The sequence below is a fragment of the Micromonospora sp. NPDC049171 genome (assembly GCF_040648275.1).
Classification (GTDB): domain Bacteria; phylum Actinomycetota; class Actinomycetes; order Mycobacteriales; family Micromonosporaceae; genus Micromonospora.
The window spans coordinates 53,200-71,163 of record NZ_JBEZDJ010000022.1; the positions used below are offsets into that span (position 1 = coordinate 53,200).

The window sequence follows — 17,964 nt, forward strand, 5'->3', positions numbered from 1 at the left end:
TGCCTGAGGGCCGCCGTCCCTTGTCCTGCGCCGCCGGGGTTCAGCGCACCGCGGTGTCCTCCCCGGCGGTGAGCCGCGCGATCGGGGCGGGCGGGGCCGCGGCCGGAAGGTCGACCCGAAGCAGCGCCCCACCGCGGACGGAGCGGGCGACGGTGGCCCGGCCGCCGTGGGCGTCGACGACCCGCTGCACGATCGACAGCCCCAGACCGGATCCCGGCAACCCCCGGGCGCTGTCGGCACGGTAGAACCGGTCGAACACCCGCGGTACGTCGGCAGCGTCGATGCCCGGCCCGGCGTCGTCGACCACGAGCACCGCCGACGCGCCCTCGGCACGGAGCCGGACCTGGACCGGCTGGTCCGCGGGAGACCACTTGCCGGCGTTGTCGATGAGGTTGAGCACCGCCCGTTGGAGCGCAGCGGGACGCCCGCTCACCCACACGGAGGTCACGTCGAGCGCGACCTCGATGTCGGGCACGCGGGAACGCGCCCGGGTCGCGGCGGCCACCACCACGTCGGCGAGGTCGAGCAGCTCGGTGCTCTCGTCGCTGACGTCACCGCGCGCCAGGTCGGTCAGCTCGGCGGCAAGGGTGCTCAACTCGGCCACCTGGGCGCCGAGATCGTTGAGCAACCGAGTCCGACTCTCCGCCGGCAGTGCGTTGTCCAGGGTGCCGCGCCGATCGAGCCGGATCAGCAGCTCGACGTTGAGGCGCAGGCTGGTGAGCGGGGTCTTGAGCTCGTGGGCGGCGTCCTCAGCGAGCAGCCGCTGGGCCCGCCGGGAGTCCCGGAGCGCGGTGAGCATGTCGTTGATCGACTGGATCAGCCGCCGTATCTCCCCACCGCCCTCATCCGGGATGTCGGCGTCGAGATCCTGGGTGTGCGCGACACGTACCGCGGCGGCGGTCAGCCGATCGATCGGTGCCAGCCCGGTCCGCGCCACGGTCCGCCCGACAAGGGCGCCGCCGACCACGCAGAGCAGCCCGATCAGCAGCATGCCGAACCCGAACTGGTTGATTGGGGTGTCGTCGGCGAGGTCGGCCACCTGGACCCCGCCGTCGCCCGCTCGCAGCGTGTAGATGCGGTAGCCGTCGTTCCAGTCGGTCGACTCCAGCAGGTCGTCCGACGCGCCCTGCGCCACGCGCCTTGCGTGCTCGCTGACCGGGGGCAGCGCGGGTTGGCCGGCCGGCGTCCGGGTCGAGCCGTCGGGCAGGATGACCCGCACCAGCCGACCGGATCCGGGATACGGCGGTAGCTGGACCTGCGCCAGACCGGCGTGCTGCGCGTTCGTCGCCAGGACGAGGGAGTCGGCGCGCAGCTGTTCCTCGGCGGTGTCCCGCAGCTTCCCGTCCATCAGCTCGCTGGCCACTTGGAAGGCCACGAACACGCTGACCGCGATGGCTGTCGCCGAGATCACCGTCAGCCTGGTCCGCAGGGACCGCCGGCGCCACCACCGGGTCAGCCGGCGCGGTTCCCGGCCGGCGGGCCTGCTCACGGAGGAGTCTCCCGCAACGTGTATCCCAGGCCGCGCAGCGTGTAGATCAATCGCGGCTCACCCTCGGCCTCCATCTTGCGGCGCAGGTAGCTCACGTACACCTGGAGGTTGTTGGCGGTGGCGCTCATGTCGAAGCCCCAGATCGCCTCGAACAGCGCGTCGCGGGTCAACACCCGGGTCGCGTTGCTCACCAGGACCTGCAGCAGGGAGAACTCGGTCCTGGTCAGGCGCAGCGGCCGCCCGCCACGCCACGCCTCGAACCTGTCGGGATCGACCCGGACGTCGGCGTACGACAGGATCTGCGACTCCCCGTCGCCCGGCGTGCGCCGGCGCAGCAGGGCCCGCACCCGGGCCAGCAACTCCTCGGTGGCGAACGGCTTGGGCAGATAGTCGTCAGCGCCAGCGTCCAGCCCCGCGACCCGGTCGGAGACCTGGTCACGGGCGGTCAGCATCAACACCGGCAGATCCCGACCCGCCGCCCGCAACCGCCGGCAGGTCTCCAACCCGCCGAGGCGGGGCATCATCACGTCGAGGATCAGCAGATCCAGCGTGTCACCGCCGGCCCCACCGACCCCGTCGAGCACGGCGGGACCGTTGGCGACGGTGCTGGTGTCGTAACCCTCGACCTGGAGCACCCGCTCCAGCGACTCACGGATGGCCGCGTCATCATCCGCGATCATGATCCGCACGCCGGAGCGCCCCCTTCCAGTCGATGCTTTTGCCGCTCACTGTCCCCGATCAACCTGAGGCCAGGATTAGAGCGTCGCTGGGGGCCAGACACGGTCACGGGCGCTCGGCGTCCCCAGGTGGCTCCCACGCCCAACCCTGACGGCCTGGAGACGGCACGATCATGGTCCAGTGGCCTTCCGGACCACCTCAGGTGCAGGTCAGGCCACCTGCGGTCCCTACTTGGCGTTGAAGTAGCTCGCCTCCGGGTGGTGGACCACAATCGCGTCGGTGGCCTGCTCCGGCATCAACTGGAACTCCTCGGACAACTCCACGCCGATCCGCTCCGACCCGAGCAGGTCCACGATCTTCGCCCGGTCCTCCAGGTCGGGGCAGGCCGGATAGCCGAACGCGTACCGGCAGCCCCGGTAGTCGTTGCGCAGGATCCCCGCCAGGTCCGTCGGGTCGTCGTGGCCCAGCGGACGGCCGTCGGGCAGCGTCATCTCGGCCCGGATGCGCCGGTGCCAGTACTCGGCAAGAGCCTCGGTGAGCTGCACGGACAGCCCGTGCACCTCCAGGTAGTCGCGGTACTCGTTGCGGGCGAACAGCTTCGCCGCGTACTCACTGACGGGTTGACCGACGGTGACCAGTTGCAGCGCGACCACATCGAGCTGGTCGCCCTTGGGCCTGAAGAAGTCCGCCAGGCAGAGCCGCCGCTCCTGCCGCTGGCGGGGGAAGGAGAACCGGGCGCGCTCCGCGTGCCTGTTCTCGTCGAGCACCACCAGGTCATTGCCTTCGGAGTACGCGGGGAAGTAGCCGTACACCACGGCTGCCTCCAGCACCTGGTCGGCGATCAGCCGGTCCAACCAGTACCGCAGACGCGGCCGACCCTCGGTCTCCACCAGCTCCTCGTAGGACGGACCGTTGCCGCCGCGGGCGCCGTTGAGCCCCCACTGCCCGCGGAAGGTGGCCCGCTCGTCGAGCAACGCCGCGTAGTCGGCCATCGGCACGCCCTTGACCACCCGGGTGCCGAAGAACGGCGGGGTGGGCACCGCCACGTCCGCGGCCACGTTGGAGCGGATCGAGGAATCGTGCAGCTCCGGCAGGGACTCGGTGACCATGGACCGCTGCCGTTCCCGGCGGGCCCGCCGCGCCGCCAGGGCCGCCTCGCGCTCCGGGTCGATCACCGGCGCGCCGCCGCGCTTGGCGGTCATCACCTTGTCCATCAGGGACAACCCCTCGAAGGCGTCCCGCGCGTAGTGCACCTGCCCGGGGAACATCGACCGCAGGTCGTCCTCGACGTACGCGCGGGTCAGCGCCGCCCCACCCAGCAGGACCGGCCAGCGCTCCGCGACCCCGCGGGTGGCCATCTCGGCCAGATTCTCCTTCATGATGACCGTGCTCTTCACCAGCAGCCCGGACATGCCGATCGCGTCGGCGCGGTGCTGCTCGGCGGCCTCCAGGATGGCGCTGATCGGCTGCTTGATGCCGATGTTCACCACCTCGTAGCCGTTGTTCGACAGGATGATGTCGACCAGGTTCTTGCCGATGTCGTGCACGTCGCCGCGCACGGTTGCCAGCACGATGCGGCCCTTGCCGCCGTCCTCGGTGGCCTCCATGTGCGGCTCCAGGTAGGCCACCGCGGTCTTCATCACCTCGGCGGACTGGAGCACGAACGGCAACTGCATCTGACCCGAGCCGAACAGCTCACCGACCACCTTCATGCCGTCCAGCAGGATGTCGTTGATGATCGACAGCGGGGACCGACCGCCGGCCATCGCCTCGTCCAGGTCGGCCTCCAGGCCGGTACGCTCCCCGTCGATGATCCGCCGCTTGAGCCGCTCGTCCAGCGGCAACCCGGCCAACTCCTGCGCACGGGTGGCCCGGGCGCTGGTCACGTCGACGCCCTCGAAGAGCTCCAGGAACCGCTGCACCGGGTCGTACCCCGGGCGGCGCCGGTCGTAGACCAGGTCCAGTGCGACCTCGCGCTGCTCCTCGGGGATCTTCGACATCGGCAGGATCTTGCTGGCGTGCACGATCGCGGAGGTCAGGCCGGCCTGCACGCACTCGTGCAGGAACACCGAGTTGAGGACCTGCCGGGCAGCCGGATTGAGCCCGAACGAGACGTTCGAGATGCCGAGGGTGAAGTTGACCCCTGGGTAGAGCCGGGCGATCTCCCGGATCGCCTCGATGGTCTCCAATCCGTCGCGGCGGGTCTCCTCCTGGCCGGTGGCGACCGGGAAGGTCAGCGCGTCGATCATGATGTCGGACAGGTCCATCCCCCACCGGCCGGTGAGGTCGTCGATGGTGCGCGAGGCGATGCGGACCTTGTCCGCCGCGGTGCGCGCCTGCCCTTCCTCGTCGATGCACATCACCACCACGGCGGCACCGTGCTCCCGGATCACCGGCATCACCCGCCCGTAGCGGGACTCCGGGCCGTCGCCGTCCTCGAAGTTCACCGAGTTGACCACGCACCGCCCGCCGAGCATCTCCAGCCCCGCCTCGATCACCGCCGGCTCGGTGGAGTCCAACATGATCGGCAGGGTGGAGGCGGTGGCGAACCGGCTGGCCAGCTCCCGCATGTCCTGCGTACCGTCGCGGCCGACGTAGTCCACGCACAGATCGAGCAGGTGTGAACCGTCGCGCGCCTGGCTGCGGGCGATCTCCACGCAGGCCCGCCAGTCGGCGGCGAGCATCGCATCCCGGAATGCCTTGGACCCGTTGGCGTTGGTCCGCTCCCCCACCATCAGCACGGACGCGTCCTGGGCGAACGGCACCGGGTGGTAGACCGAGGAGACGCCCGCCTCGTGCCGCGGCTCACGGGCCGGGGCGGTGACGCCGTGCAGCCGCTCGGACAGCACCCGGATGTGCTCCGGGGTGGTGCCGCAGCAGCCGCCGACGAGCCCCACGCCGTACTCGGTGATGAACCGCTCCAGGGCCTCGGCCAGCTCCACGGGAGTCAGCGGGAAGTACGCCCCGTCGGCGGTCAGCACCGGCAGGCCGGCGTTCGGCATCACCGACAGCGGGATGCGGGAGTGCTGCGACAGATACCGCAGGTGCTCGCTCATCTCGGCCGGGCCGGTCGAGCAGTTGAGCCCGATCAGGTCCACGCCGAGCGGCTCGATGGCGGCCAGGGCCGCACCGATCTCGCTGCCCACCAGCATGGTGCCGGTGGTCTCCACCGCCACGTGACAGATGATCGGCACCGACTGACCCAGCTCGGCCATCGCCCGCTTCGACCCGACCACTGCCGCCTTGACCTGGAGCAGGTCCTGACAGGTCTCGATGATCAACGCGTCCGCGCCACCGACGATCAGACCGGCGGCGTTCTCCTGGTACGCGTCGCGCAGGGTCGCGTACGGGGCGTGCCCGAGGGTAGGAAGTTTGGTGCCCGGCCCGATCGAGCCGAGCACGAACCGGGGCCGCTGCGGGGTGCTGGCCGCGTCGGCGGCCTCCCGGGCGATGCGCGCGCCTGCCTCGGACAACTCCCGGATGCGCTGCGGGATGTCGTACTCGGCGAGGTTGGCGAGGTTGGCGCCGAACGTGTTGGTCTCCACGCAGTCCGCGCCGGCGGCGAGGTAGGCGTCGTGCACCCCACGCACCACGTCCGGCCGGGTGACGTTGAGGATCTCGTTGCACCCTTCGAGGCCGTCGAAGTCGTCCAGCGTGAGGTCCGCGGCCTGCAGCATCGTGCCCATCGCACCGTCGGCGATGAGAATCCGGTCGGCCAGCACATCCATCAACGAAGTCCGCACCCGTTCAGGTTAGTGCGGCATCCCCTCCGCCCAGCACCCCTCGGCGCCCGATCCCAAATTGTGTCAGCGGGATCACCCTGTCCGGTTCATTCGTGTATGACCGGGCCTCCGGGCGGCCGACCGGCGCGGCCGACAGGCCGTACCCTCGGCTGGCACGTAGGCTGACGGACGTGAAGGACAACAGGGACGCCGCCGTGCCCCACGGTATGACGACCGGGCGCCATCCCGGCGCCGGCCGCGACGAGCAGGGTGAGGTGACGGCGTGACCGAGTTCGACGGACTGCCGGTGCTGCGGTCCCCGGTGGCCATCGCCGCGTTCGAGGGCTGGAACGACGCCGCCGACGCGTCCACCGCCGCGGTCGAGCACCTCGAGCAGGTCTGGAACGCCCGGCAGATCGCCGAGTTGGACCCGGAGGACTTCTACGACTTCCAGGTCAGCCGGCCCACCATCACCATGGCCGACGGGGAGACCCGTCGGGTGGAATGGCCGACGACCCGGTTCATGGTGGCCAGCCCGGAGGGCACCGAGCGCGACGTGGTGCTGATCCGCGGCATCGAGCCGAGCATGCGCTGGCGGACGTTCTGCGAGCAGGTGCTGGAGATCTGCCACAGTCTCGAGGTGGAACGGGTGGTGCTGCTCGGCGCGTTGCTGGCCGACGTTCCCTACACCCGGCCGCTGCCGATCAGCGGCAGCGCCTCCGACGCGCAGGCCGCCGAGCGCTACCAGCTCACCCCCACCCGCTACGACGGGCCGACCGGCATCGTCGGCGTGCTGCACGACGCCTGCACCCGCGCCGAGGTGGACGCCGTGTCGTTCTGGGTGCACGTGCCGCACTACGCCAACAACCCGCCCTGCCCGAAGGCCACCCTCGCCCTGCTGCACCGGGTGGAGGAGGTCGTCGACCTGCCGGTGCCGATGGCCGACCTGGCCGAGGAGTCCGCCGAGTGGGAGCAGCGGGTGCGCAGCGCCGCCGAGCAGGACGCCGAGCTGGGCGAATACGTCCGCGAGCTGGAGGAACGGGTCGGCGACGAGGGAATCACCCCGCTGACCGGTGACGAGATCGCTCAGGAGTTCGAGAAGTACCTGCGGCGCCGGGGCGGTTCGGCCGGCCCCACCGCCGGCTCCTGGTAGCACCGCCTCCCTGCGGGCCCTCGGACCTTTCGTGGTTCGAGGGCCCGTTTTCGCGTGTCCGGGGTGGCGCCGTCACACCCTCTACGGCATCCTAGGAACCTAGATGTGATCAAGGAGGTGGGTGTGCAGATCAACCCCGGGGCCGCCGAGTTCCCGCACCGACAGATCGCCGCGCAGCTCAAGGCCCAGGTCCGCCGCGGCGACTGGGGGCCCGGCGAGCGCCTGCCGTCCATCCCGGCCATCGCCGAGATGTTCGGCGTCGCCAAACAGACCGTGCAACGCGCCGTCGACCAGCTGCGGGTCGAGGGCATCCTGATCACCAAACCCGGCTCCGGTACGTTCGTCCGGGGCACCCGCCGCCGACTCAACCGCCTCTCCCGAGGCCGGTACGGCGGCTTCCGCGGCTACCACACCGACCTCGCCGCCCGATACCGCCAGCAACTCGTCTCGGTCGGTCGCGCCCCCGCCCCCGCCGAGGTCGCCGACGCGTTCGGGGTGCCCGACGGCACCGACCTGCTCTGCCGCCGACACCTCGTCCGCACCGACGACTCCCCCGTGGAGGTCGGCGCCTCCTGGTTCCTGCCCCGCGACACGACAGGCACCTCGCTGGAGCGCGCCGAGGCGTTCGGCCGGCCCCTCTACCAGGAGGCCGAGGAGGCCACCGGGCGGCGCTACGTCTCGGCCACCGACACGATCAGCGCCCGCCAACCCAGCCGGGAGGAGGCCGAGACCCTCCAGATCCGGCCGGACACCCCCGTGCTGCACCTGCTGCACGTCGCCTACGACGCGCACCGCAAGCCGATCGAGGTGGCTCAGGCCACCTGGCCCGGCCCCATGACCACCCTCACCGAGGAATACAAGATCCCCGGCCCGGCCCCCGACCCAGAGCCCGACCCCGGCCTGGTCCTGGGCTAACCCAACCCGCCCGGCCTGCCCCACCCGACCCGCCCGGCCTGCCCCGCCCGGCCTGCCCCGCCGGCCCGGCCTGCCCCGCCTGCCCCGCCCCGCCTGCCCCGCCTGCCCCGCCGATCTTGCCCCGCCCCGCCCTGGCCCGCCGTTCTTGCACATACTGTCGCCGCCATGCCCCGTTCTGCCCCCTTCGGGGGGACAGAAACCGCAAGATCCGCACGGAGACGGCGGCTACGGGATACGAGGGCTCGTCCTCCCTCGACCGCCGCGTCGATCATGGAGTTGTGGTGCCTCACGAAAGGTGCCTAGCACCACGTACCAGGCACCACAACTCCATGATCGACGGGTAGAGGTGGGCTGGGGGTGGTGTGGGTGGGGCCGTTTGGTTGAGCTGAGCGGGCTGGCATCGTTGCGTCTATACCCTCGGTGTATATACTGCGGGTGTATTGATCGATGGTCGGGCATTCCGGTCCCGGCGTCGAGGGACCTCAGGAGGTAGATCGATGCCAGCCGTGAAACCTGTCGGTGGACGGGGAATGACGCGCCGTGGCCTGGTCGGAGCCGCACTGGTGGCCGGGGTCGGCGTGCCTCTGGGCATTGCCGGCCACGCCACGGCGGCCACGGCCAACCCCGGCCCGGACCGGCTCACTCTGCCCCTGCCGACCGGGCCGTACCGGGTGGGAACGGTGCCGCTGCACCTGGTCGACAGGTCACGGCCGGATCCGCTGGCCGGTCCGGGGCGACACCGGGAGCTGATGGTCAGCGTCTGGTATCCCGCCCGGGACGTGCGCCGGTACCCGCGTGCCCCCTGGATGACCCCCGCGTCGATGCGCATGCTGCTGGACTCCGCCGGGTTCGCACCCGACGCCGTGCTGTCGCCGCTGACGGCTGGGCGCGAGGGCGCCCCGGTGCGGCACGCGGGCCAGCGGCTGCCGGTGGTGCTGTACTCGCACGGTGCCGGCAGCCACCGCTCGGACACCACCATCGTGGTGCAGGAACTCGCCAGCCACGGGTACGTGGTGGTCACTGTGGACCACACCTACGACGGGTTCGGCGAGTTCCCCGACGGTCGAGTCACCGTTGCGGACGAGAACTACGACGCCACCCCGTGGACCTACAGCCAGGACGCCCGATTCGTCCTCGACCAGGTCGCCGAACTCGCCGCCGGGCGCAACCCCGACGTCGACCACGCGCCGCTACCGGCGGGGCTGGGCGCCGCCCTCGACCTGAGCCGGATCGGCATGTTCGGTTGGTCGAAGGGCGGCACCGCGACGGCCCTGACCATGGGCACCGACCGGCGGGTCCGGGCAGGGCTGAGCATCGACGGCCCGATGGTGTCGCAGCCAATGCCCACCACCGACCTGTACCGGCCGTTCATGCTGATGACGGCGGGGTACACCCGGGCCACGGAGCCCGCCGTCGCCGATTTCTTCACGCACCTGCGCGGATGGCGGCTCAACGTCCACGCCACGGGGGCGATCCACTCGTCGTACGGCGACAACCAGTGGCTGATGCCGCAACTGGCACGGGTCGTCGGGATGAGCGACGAGGAGCTGGTCGGCTGGATCGGCACTCTGGACCCCTCCCGCGCGGTCCGCATCGGGCAGGCGTACCCGCTGGCGTTCTTCGACAGGCACCTGCGGCACCGGGGCGGCCATCTGCTGCGCGGCCCGAGCCGGTCCTTCCCCGAGGTGACGTTCATTCCGTGACGGCCCCGGAGTGATCGACTCGGCTTCCTGGAATCGGCGGGTCGCGCCGTGCAGGACACCGCGACTTCCTGAAAACCGGGTCGATCACTTCCGGGAGCGGCGAGGGGTTGGGTGTTAGAGGCGGACTCCCAGGAGGGCGTCCACGGTGTCCGCGAAGAGGGCCGGGGCGTCGGTGTCGTCGGCGGTGCCGGCGAGGGTCGCGTCGGCCCAGCGGTCGGCTGCCGCCAGTGCTCCGGGAGTGTCCAGGTCGTCGGCGAGGCGTGCGCGTACCTCGGCCAGCAGCTCAACCCCGGACGGCCCGGCGGGCGCGGCGGCGGCTTGCCGCCAACGGGCCAGGCGCTCCTGCGCGGTGGTGAGCACCTCGTCGGTCCAGGTGCGGTCGCTGCGGTAGTGCCCGGAGATCAGTGCCAGCCGGATCGCCATCGGGTCGACCTTGTCGGCGCGCAGCCGGGACACGAAGACCAGGTTGCCGCGGGACTTGGACATCTTCTCGCCGTTGAGGCCGATCATCCCGGCGTGCACGTAGTGCTCGGCGAACGGCGCCTGGCCGGTGAGCCGCTCGGCGTGTGCGGCGGAGGCCTCGTGGTGCGGGAACAGCAGGTCATTGCCGCCGCCCTGCACGTCGATCCGGTCACCGAGCAGGTTCAGTGCGATCACCGCGCACTCGATGTGCCAACCCGGGCGACCCGCGCCCAACTCCCCGCCCGGCCAGGACGGCTCGCCCTCGCGGGCGCCGCGCCACAGCAGCGGGTCCAGGGGGTCACGCTTGCCGGCCCGGTCCGGGTCGCCGCCGCGCTCCGGGAAGATCTCCAGCATCTGCGCACGGGTCAGGTTGGACTCGTAGCCGAAGCGGGGCGTGGCGGAGATGTCGAAGTAGACGTCGCCGGTGCCGTCGTCGAGGCGGTACGCGGCGCCGTCCTTGACCAGCACCTCAACCTTGTCGGCGATGTCCGGGATCGACTCGACCGCGCCCACGTAGTGCGCCGGCGGGATGATCCGCAGCGCCTCCATGTCCTCCCGGAACAGCGCCGTCTCGCGCATCGCCAGGACCACCCAGTCCTCGCCGTCGCGGGCGGCCCGCTCCAGCAGCGGGTCGTCGATGTCTGTGACGTTCTGCACGTAGCGCACCGGACGGCCGGCGTCGCGCCACATCCGCTGCACCAGGTCGAACGTGATCATGGTGGCGGCGTGGCCGAGGTGGGTGGCGTCGTACGGGGTGATGCCGCAGACGTACATGCTTCCCGCGTCGGCCGGCTCACTCGGGTGGACACCCTGCCGCGCCGAGTCGTACAACGCCAGCGGCTCGCCCCTGCCCGGCAGCCGTGGCACCTCGTGTCCCGCCCAAGACTCCATGGGATCAGCCTAGCCAGCCCACCCACGACGCCGGAGCGTCCCACGGGTGATCAAGATGACAGCGGGTCACATGGGCGGCCAGGGCACCGCGGGCCAGTCCTCCGGTGGCTGCGGGAAGCGGCAGGTCTCCCGCAACCTGTCGATCCGGGACGCCAACTCGGTCACCTCGCTGATCGTCAGGTGGTCGGCCAGCTCCGCGCCGAGCGACCCGGCGACCTGCCCGGCGAGCCCGTCGAGCATCTCCACGGCGTCCGGGGGCAACTGCTTGCCGGCCCAACCCCACAGCACCGTACGCAGCTTGTCCTCCACGTGGAAACTCACCCCGTGGTCGACCCCGTAGATCCGGTCGTCGGCACCGACCAGCACGTGACCGCCCTTGCGGTCGGCGTTGTTGATCACCGCGTCGAGCACGGCGAGACGGGCCAGCCGTGGGTCGTCGGAGTGGGCGAGGGCATACGCGGTGCCGTCGTCGTCGCGGGCCGCGGCGATCGGGAACCAGCGCGGCGGCAGCTCGTCGGCCGGCACGAAACCGACAAGCGGCTCGGTGTCCTCCGGCTCGTCGATCCAGAGCTGGCAGGAGCCGGGGCCGAACGGGCCGTCACGCAGCACGGTGGGCGGCACCAGGCCCCAGCCGGTGGCCCGGGAGACCAGGTACGCCGAGACCTCCCGGCCGGCGAGGGTGCCGTCGGGGAAGTCCCAGAGCGGGCGCTCACCGCGGACCGGCTTGTAGACGCAGCGGGCGGTGGCCCCGTCCAGGGTCAGGATGCCGCGCAGCGTCGTGTTCGACGCGTCGACCAGCCGACCCTCCAGGTCGAGGGTGCCGTCACGCAGCAACCGCAGCGCGGCGTCGCCGTCCTGGCGAGGCTGGAGGCCGGACGAGGTCACCGGTGATAACCGTTGTGCCGCGGGCAGAGGTGCCCGGCGGGGTCCAACGGTTGGCCGCAGAGCGGGCACGGAGGCCGACCCGCGTTGACCACTCGCCGGGCCCGCTCGATGAACTGACGGGTCGCCTGCGGGGTGAGCCGGACCCGGAGCCGGTCGAGGTCCTCGTCCGGCTCGTCGTCCTCGACATCGTCGTCGTCGGCGTCCTCGTCATCCTCGTCGCCCAACTCGACCTCGGGCTCCACCTCGCCCGCGGCGATCGCCTCGATCACCACGGTCGCGGTGTCCACGTCGAAGGCCAGCCCGAGGGTCCCGACCCGGAACTCCTCGTCGACGGGCGTGTCCAGTGGCTCGTTGTCGCCGATCACCGGGGCCAGCTCGGGCAGGTCCACCCCGAAGCGACGTTGCGCCTCGGTGAGCAGCTCCTCCAGCTTCTCGGCGAGCAGGGACACCTGAACCTTCTCCAGCGCGACGCTGACCAGCCTGCCGCCGCCGCGGGCCTGCAGGAAGAACGCGCGCTCCCCCGGCGGCCCGACAGTCCCGGCGACGAACCGCTCCGGCGGTTCGAAGGCGTGCACCTGGTGGGTCATACCCACGACCCTATCCGGCCCGCCACGGCACCGCGCACCCCACCGACCCGTTTCGCCCGGAGGGCGGCGCGCCCGGCGTACCAGCGGCAATAACCGGGCGTGGCGGCCCCGCCGTCGGCCGGCCCACGATCAGGCGGGGGTGTCGCGGCGGGGTGGCCGCCCGGCGGCGGCGTCACGAGGACGCACCGGCGCCACCGCCGACCGCGGCGTCCGAGTCGGCCGCGCGGGGAGCCCGCCGACGCCGCTTGCGCGGCGGCGGCACCAGGGCGGACAGGTCGCCGCCGGTGTCGTTGAGCCGGACCAGGAACGGCCGCAGCGGCGTGAACCGGATCGCGGTCACCGACGCCGGGTCGGCCACGATCCGCTGAAAAAGATCCAGGTGTACGCCGAGCGCGTCCGCCACGATGGCCTTGATCACATCGCCGTGGCTGCAGGCCAGCCACACCGCCTCGGGCCCGTGTTCGGCGCTCACCCGGGCGTCCCACGAGCGCACCGCCGCGACCGCCCGCGCGGCCATCTCCGCCATCGCCTCCCCACCGGGGAACACCGCCGCACTGGGGCGCTGCTGGACCACCGGCCAGAGCGGCTCCTTCGCGAGCTTCTTCAGCGGCTGCCCCTCCCAGCTGCCGTAGTCACACTCGATCAACCCGTCCTCGACGACCGGGGTGGCCTGCGGAAGCGCCAACTCCAGGGTCTGCCGGCAGCGGATCAGCGGGCTGGTCACCACGGCGGCCAGCGGCACCGCCCGCAACCGCTCACCCGCCGCGGCGGCCTGGGCGCGCCCGGTGTCGTCCAGCTCGACCGGTTGCCGGCCGGCCAGGCCGCCGTCGGCGTTCGCCGTGGTCCGGCCGTGTCGCAGAAGCAGAAGGGTCGCCACGGAGACCACCCTATGACCTGCGTCCCACCCGGGACGGCCGCGGGCTCCGAGCCACCACCTGAGGTACGCGCCGCCGGGGGTCGGTGCCGCCGGCCCGCGCTTCATGATCGACTCGGTTTTCAGGAAGTCGGGCTGTCCGACCGTCCCGGACAGCGCGATGTCAAGAAAGTCGAGTCGATCATGCCTGGCGGGCGGCGGGCGGCGGCGGGCGGGGATGACGACCGCGGCCCCCGGTCCCGCCCGGAGGCAGGGCCGAGGGCCGTCGACGGGTCGGTCAGGTGGCGTCGATCGAACCGGTCAGCAGCAGCGCCAGGACCAACGTGCCCAGCGCGACCCGGTACAGCACGAAGACGTACAGGGTGTGGTGGGCGACATAGCGCAGCAGCCAGGCGATGGCCGCGTACCCGATGCCGAAGGCGATGAGGGTGGCCACGATCGTCTGGGCCACCGTGGGCACGGAGGTGCCCGGGGCGGAGGGCTCGAAGACATCCCCCAGGCTGAACACGCCGGACATCACCACCGCCGGGATGGCCAGCAGGAACGAGTACCGTGCCGCCGCCTCCCGGGTGAGGTTGAGCAGCAGGCCGGCGGTGAGCGTGCCACCGGAGCGGGACACCCCGGGGACCAGCGCCATGGCCTGGGCGAAGCCCATCACGATGCCGTCCTTCATCCGGAAGTTTTCCAGGGTGCGGGTCTGCCGCCCCCAGTACTCCGCGAACGCCAGCACGAAGGCGAACACGATGAGCGTGGTCGCCACGACCCACAGGTTGCGCCCGGCGGTCTTGATCTGGTCCTTGAACAGGAAACCGAACAACCCGATCGGAATCGAGCCGACGATCACGTACCAGCCCATCCGGTAGTCGAGGCTGGAGCGCACCGAGGTGTCCCGGATGCCCACCAACCAGGTCCGGGTGATCCGCCAGATGTCCTTGGCGAAGTAGATCAGCACGGCCGCCTCGGTGCCGAGCTGGGTGACCGCGGTGAACGACGCGCCGGCGTCCCGGTCGAAGAAGATCGCCGAGGTGATCCGCAGATGCCCCGACGAGCTGACCGGAAGGAACTCGGTCAGTCCCTGGACGATGCCCAGGACGATGGCCTCAACCCAGGTCACTCGCCGACTCCCGAGAGCTCAAGTGCCTCCGCGACGGTACGCAGGGTCTGCACGCCGCTGTCCCGGTCGGCCACGAACAGGGTCACCGACAGCGTGGTGACGCCCGCGGCAGCGTACTCCCGCATCCGCTCGGCGACGCGCTCCTTCGGGCCGAGCAGGGAGGTGCGGTCGATGAACTCCATGGGTACGGCCGCGGCGGCGTCACGCTGCCGCTTGGCCAGGTACAGGTCCTGCACGTCGCGGGCGGCGTCGCCGTAACCCATCCGGGTGGCGAGCTGGTTGTAGAAGTTCTGCTCGCGGCTGCCCATGCCGCCCACGTACAGCGCGGCGTACCAGCGGACGAGCTCGGCGCAGGAGGCCACGTCGTCGCCGATCACCACGGGCACCGAGGGCACCACGTCGAACCCGGCCAGTTCCTTGCCGACCTTGGCCCGGCCGGCGCGGACCGACGCGAGCTGCTCATCGGCGAACTCCGGGGCGTAGAACACCGCCAGCCAGCCGTCGGCGATCTCACCGGCCAGCTCCAGGTTCTTCGGGCCGACCGCGGCCAGGTAGATCGGTATGTGCTCGCGGGGTGGATGGAAGCCCAACCGCAGGGCCTTGCCGGGGCCGTCCGGCAGCGGCAGCGTGTAGTGCTGCCCGTCGTAGGCCACCTCCTTGCGGGCGATGGCCAGCTTGACGATGTCGACGAACTCGCGGGTCCGGGCGAGGGGCTTGGCGAAGCGCACGCCGTGCCAGCCCTCGGAGACCTGCGGACCGGAGACACCCAGGCCGAGCCGGAACCGGCCACCGGAGAGCGCGTCGATGGTGGCGGCGGTCATGGCGGTGGCCGCCGGCGTACGGGCGGGGATCTGCATCACCGCGGCGCCGACGTCGATCCGTTCGGTCTGGCCGGCCATCCAGGCGAGCATGCTGGGCGAGTCGGAGCCGTACGCCTCCGCCGCCCACACCACCGAATAGCCCAGCCGGTCCGCCTCCTGGGCCAGGGCCAGATGGTCGGCCGGCGTGCTCCACGCTGTCTGGTATCCGAGACTGAGCCCGAGTCGCACTGGTCCTCCCCCATCCGTGGCACAGGTCGCACCAGGTTACGCAATGCCGAAAACGGACTCGATCACCGGCTCTCCACGAATGCTCCCCCCTCCATCGGGGCAGCCCAGAGCGGCGGAACCGGCAGAACCGGCGAAGATACGGGAGCGAGGATATCCGTAGCGCCAGGTTCGAAATAAGGTTCACCCATGCAACAGCGACCGCTCGGCCGAAGCGGGCTGGCGGTTTCCCGGCTCGCGCTCGGCACCATGACCTGGGGCCGGGACACCGACGCCGACGACGCGGCCGCCCAGCTGAAGAGTTACCTCGACGCCGGGGGCAACCTGATCGACACCGCCGACGTGTACGGCGACGGCGACGCCGAGTCGGTGATCGGCTCGTTGCTGGGCTCCCTCGTGCCCCGCGACGAGCTGCTGATCGCCACGAAGGCGGGGTTGCGTCCGGGCAGCGGCCGACGCCGCGACGGCTCCCGGGGGCACCTGCTGCGGACGTTGGACGCGTCGCTGCGTCGGCTCGGCACCGACCACGTCGACCTGTTCCAGGTGCACGGGTACGACCCGGACACCCCGCTCGAGGAAACCCTGGCCGCACTGGACCACGCGGTGGCCAGCGGCAAGGTCCGCTACGTCGGCGTGTCGAACTTCTCCGGCTGGCAGACCGCGCGGGCCGCCGCCTGGCAGACCGCCTGGCCGGGCCGTGCGCCGGTGGTCGCCACCCAGGTGGAGTACTCGCTGCTGGAGCGGGGCGTCGAGCGGGAGGTGCTGCCCGCGTGCGACGCGCTCGGCCTCGGCCTGCTGCCCTGGTCACCGTTGGGTCGGGGCGTCCTCACCGGCAAGTACCGGCACGGCCGTCCGGCGGATTCCCGAGCCGCGTCGCCGCACTTCGAGCGGTTCGTCTCGACGTACCTGGAGCCGCGCTGTTCCAGCATCGTCGAGGCGGTGGCGACGGCGGCCGGTGGGCTGGGGGTGTCGCCGCTGGAGGTGGCGTTGGCCTGGATCCGGGACCGGCCGGGGGTGACCGCGCCGATCCTCGGCGCACGGACGGTCGGGCAGCTGCTCGGCGCGCTCGGAGTGGAACGGATCACCCTGCCCGAGGAGATCACCACCGCGCTGGACGACGTCTCGGCGGTGCCGCTCGGCTACCCCGAACGCGACGGCTGACCGACGCGACCAGGTCACGGCGGCAGCCGTGCCGATCCGGCCCCGCCCCAAGCCCCACGCCGCGCCCCGTTCCAAAATCCGCGCAACTACCCCGATGTTGCGCGGATCTTCCTCGCCCGGGGGCGCGGCTTCAGGGTGTTGGGCGATGTCCGGGGAGGTCGTGGATCGCGGTCAGGAAGCGCGACTGGTCGTCGCGCAGTGCGGGCTGGGTGAGCCGGATCCACGAGCCGTCGTCGAAGACGATTGTGGACGTCAGCTGCACGAGCCCGGTCGCGCCGCGCTCCGAGTCGATGCGGGCCACCCGGTCGCGTGGCACACTCCACAGCACCCGCGGTTGCCGCCGGTCGGGACGGTCGGCGTCGGGACGGGGCCCCATCCGCAGCAGGTGCAGGTGGGTGTCGGTCACCGCCAGCGGGGTGCCCGTGTAGCGCTCCAGGAAGAGCAGCAGGCTGCCGGCGAGGGTGGCGAGGTCGCCGCTGAAGACGTACCGGCGAAGGTAGGCGATCTCGGCGAGCTGGTCGGCCAGCGGGCGGTACAGGCTGAGCCGGAACAGGGCGCGGAACGCCTCCTGCTCCTCGGTGAGCGCAATCGGCTCCCGCCGCACCCGCTGGTGTGGCGGGCCCGGCGCCGGCTCGGTCGCCTCCGGGACACCGGCGGCGAGGGCACCGACCTTGCCGGGCAGCAGCAGCACGCCCGCCGCCAGCCGGACCGGCGCCAGCACCGCGTCCACCCAGACCACCGGGTTGACGATGTTGAGCAGCCCGAACAGCACCTTCGGGTCGAGCGAGTCGACGAACTCGTCGGCCATCACGTCGGCGAGCTGCCGGCCGGCCTTGTGGGTGTCCGGGGCGCGGACCGGGCCGAGCCCCACGTAGCGCAGCTCCTGCCCGGGCAGCAGGGGCGCGACCAGGGCACGTTCGGGTTCGTCGCTGGTGCGGAACTCGTCGCGCAGCTCACGGGCCCGGTCCCGGGCGGCCCGCGCGCCGCCGAGCACCGCCTCGGTGAACCGACCGAGCCGACCCCGCTCCCCTGACATCACGCGTTCCTCCCTGGCGGCCCGCCGACGGCTGCCCGAACACATTCTGTCCGATCGACGCGAGGCCGCCGCGTACCGCCTGGTCGACGATCTGCTCCCCGCCGGGCACGGAGAGGCGGCTCGGGCGCCGCTTCCGGCCAGGAGACAACACGCGGGCGCGGACTCCGGGGCACGAACCGCCCAGGGCAGCGGCGTCGATCACCCCCGAGGGGGTGGCGAACAGCCGCTGGGCTGGGCAGCATGGGTGG

General features: G+C 71.7%; 14 protein-coding genes. 4 read left to right on the top strand and 10 right to left on the bottom strand.

Going from position 1 to position 17,964, the window contains the following annotated elements:
* Positions 1–40: 40 nt before the first annotated feature.
* From AB0B14_RS25650 to metH, 3 genes are all read right to left on the bottom strand, one after another.
* Entirely contained in the window at positions 41–1,489 is a 1,449-nt protein-coding gene (locus tag AB0B14_RS25650; RefSeq protein ID WP_357524633.1) for a HAMP domain-containing sensor histidine kinase, read from the bottom strand.
* Complete coding sequence (locus AB0B14_RS25655) at positions 1,486–2,178, bottom strand: response regulator transcription factor (protein ID WP_357524635.1); 693 nt, start codon at positions 2,176–2,178, stop codon at positions 1,486–1,488. The genes AB0B14_RS25650 and AB0B14_RS25655 overlap by 4 nt, the downstream gene beginning before the upstream one ends.
* A 216-nt stretch (positions 2,179–2,394) precedes the next feature.
* Positions 2,395–5,910 carry a methionine synthase gene (gene metH, locus AB0B14_RS25660; protein WP_357524637.1) on the bottom strand — a complete coding sequence of 1,172 codons (3,516 nt, stop codon included), beginning with the start codon at positions 5,908–5,910 and terminating at the stop codon, positions 2,395–2,397.
* Positions 5,911–6,172: 262 nt separating this feature from the next.
* Between metH and AB0B14_RS25665 the strand changes: the two genes are divergently transcribed.
* From AB0B14_RS25665 to AB0B14_RS25675, 3 genes are all read left to right on the top strand, one after another.
* Positions 6,173–7,042: a PAC2 family protein gene (locus AB0B14_RS25665; protein WP_357074105.1), complete on the top strand. Its 870-nt coding sequence runs from the start codon at positions 6,173–6,175 to the stop codon at positions 7,040–7,042.
* Between the two features lie 123 nt (positions 7,043–7,165).
* Entirely contained in the window at positions 7,166–7,957 is a 792-nt protein-coding gene (locus AB0B14_RS25670; protein WP_357524713.1) for a GntR family transcriptional regulator, read from the top strand.
* A gap of 530 nt (positions 7,958–8,487) precedes the next feature.
* Positions 8,488–9,660 carry an acetylhydrolase gene (locus AB0B14_RS25675; protein ID WP_357524639.1) on the top strand — a complete coding sequence of 391 codons (1,173 nt, stop codon included), beginning with the start codon at positions 8,488–8,490 and terminating at the stop codon, positions 9,658–9,660.
* Between the two features lie 114 nt (positions 9,661–9,774).
* On the opposite strand, the gene mshC is transcribed toward AB0B14_RS25675, so the two are convergent.
* The 6 genes from mshC to AB0B14_RS25705 all read right to left on the bottom strand — a co-directional run bounded on the left by mshC (position 9,775) and on the right by AB0B14_RS25705 (position 15,522).
* Positions 9,775–11,013 (bottom strand): cysteine--1-D-myo-inosityl 2-amino-2-deoxy-alpha-D-glucopyranoside ligase, encoded by a 1,239-nt coding sequence (gene mshC, locus AB0B14_RS25680; protein WP_357524641.1) that lies wholly within the window; start codon positions 11,011–11,013, stop codon positions 9,775–9,777.
* Between the two features lie 66 nt (positions 11,014–11,079).
* Positions 11,080–11,898, bottom strand: a complete 819-nt coding sequence (locus AB0B14_RS25685; RefSeq protein ID WP_357074113.1) for an SCO1664 family protein — start codon at positions 11,896–11,898, stop codon at positions 11,080–11,082.
* A complete protein-coding gene (locus AB0B14_RS25690) occupies positions 11,895–12,485 on the bottom strand; it encodes a DUF3090 domain-containing protein (RefSeq protein ID WP_357074116.1) in 591 nt (196 codons plus the stop codon). The genes AB0B14_RS25685 and AB0B14_RS25690 overlap by 4 nt, the downstream gene beginning before the upstream one ends.
* A gap of 172 nt (positions 12,486–12,657) precedes the next feature.
* Entirely contained in the window at positions 12,658–13,371 is a 714-nt protein-coding gene (locus tag AB0B14_RS25695; RefSeq protein WP_357524643.1) for an MSMEG_4193 family putative phosphomutase, read from the bottom strand.
* Positions 13,372–13,636: 265 nt separating this feature from the next.
* Entirely contained in the window at positions 13,637–14,473 is an 837-nt protein-coding gene (locus tag AB0B14_RS25700; protein WP_357074122.1) for an undecaprenyl-diphosphate phosphatase, read from the bottom strand.
* Complete coding sequence (locus tag AB0B14_RS25705) at positions 14,470–15,522, bottom strand: LLM class F420-dependent oxidoreductase (protein ID WP_357524645.1); 1,053 nt, start codon at positions 15,520–15,522, stop codon at positions 14,470–14,472. The genes AB0B14_RS25700 and AB0B14_RS25705 overlap by 4 nt, the downstream gene beginning before the upstream one ends.
* A gap of 186 nt (positions 15,523–15,708) precedes the next feature.
* Here AB0B14_RS25705 and AB0B14_RS25710 point away from each other — a divergent pair, with 186 nt between their 5' ends.
* Positions 15,709–16,680: an aldo/keto reductase gene (locus tag AB0B14_RS25710; RefSeq protein ID WP_357074128.1), complete on the top strand. Its 972-nt coding sequence runs from the start codon at positions 15,709–15,711 to the stop codon at positions 16,678–16,680.
* Positions 16,681–16,810: 130 nt separating this feature from the next.
* On the opposite strand, the gene AB0B14_RS25715 is transcribed toward AB0B14_RS25710, so the two are convergent.
* Entirely contained in the window at positions 16,811–17,719 is a 909-nt protein-coding gene (locus AB0B14_RS25715; protein ID WP_357524647.1) for a hypothetical protein, read from the bottom strand.
* Positions 17,720–17,964 lie beyond the last annotated feature (245 nt).